This window comes from Candidatus Thiosymbion oneisti, from assembly GCF_900092655.1.
In the GTDB taxonomy this organism is placed as follows: domain Bacteria; phylum Pseudomonadota; class Gammaproteobacteria; order Chromatiales; family Chromatiaceae; genus Thiosymbion; species Thiosymbion oneisti.
The window spans coordinates 1-557 of record NZ_FLUY01001443.1 but is presented as its reverse complement, the minus strand read 5'-3'; the positions used below and the strand labels follow the sequence as shown (position 1 = coordinate 557).

The 557-nt window shown below is 63.0% G+C and carries 1 protein-coding gene; it reads left to right on the top strand.

Annotated elements, in window-relative coordinates; all coding sequences use genetic code 11:
* Positions 1-155: 155 nt before the first annotated feature.
* A complete protein-coding gene (gene thiS / locus BQ17_RS15050; RefSeq protein WP_089728428.1) occupies positions 156-356 on the top strand; it encodes a sulfur carrier protein ThiS in 201 nt (66 codons plus the stop codon).
* Positions 357-557: the final 201 nt, after the last annotated feature.

The following is a 557-nucleotide window of genomic DNA, read 5'->3' as shown; positions in this document are numbered from 1 at the left end:
CCAGGTCCTCTCCATTAACTCCCTTTCTACCTGATCCTTGGCTCTCCCTTGGATACAGAACATACAAGGGTGGGGTGAGCTTGCGAACCCCTTCCTCCCCCGCAAGGAGGTAAAATCCGTTCCCCGACCAGGACACACCGCAGCAGGAGTCCAACATGCAGATTACCCTCAACGGAAATCCGACCGAGGTCCCGGACGGCATCGCCATGGGCGACCTCATCAAGCGGCTGGAGCTGATCGGCCAGCGCCTCGCCGTGGAGGTCAACGAGGAGCTGGTGCCCCGCAGCCGCCTCAGGGAGCACCGCTTGGTCCCCAGCGACCGGGTGGAGATCATTCACGCCGTCGGGGGCGGTTAACCTTAGCAATCACCTTCCGGCAGGCCCGAGCCGGCAGCCGGACCCGGCTCGGGGCCCTACTCCCTCCCATCCTCGATCGGGCCTCCAATGGAGAGTTGTAAGCGTAAACTGGCGGTCGAGTCAATTGCGAGGGGCCAACCTTCATGGCAAGAGTTACAAACAAGGCCAAGCCCGTAGCCAGGCCGCCCTCCTGCCGCCACG

Bases quoted from the DNA above. Each gene is read 5' to 3' on its own strand.
- thiS (WP_089728428.1), top strand. From the start codon at position 156: ATGCAGATTACCCTCAACGGAAATCCGACCGAGGTCCCGGACGGCATC.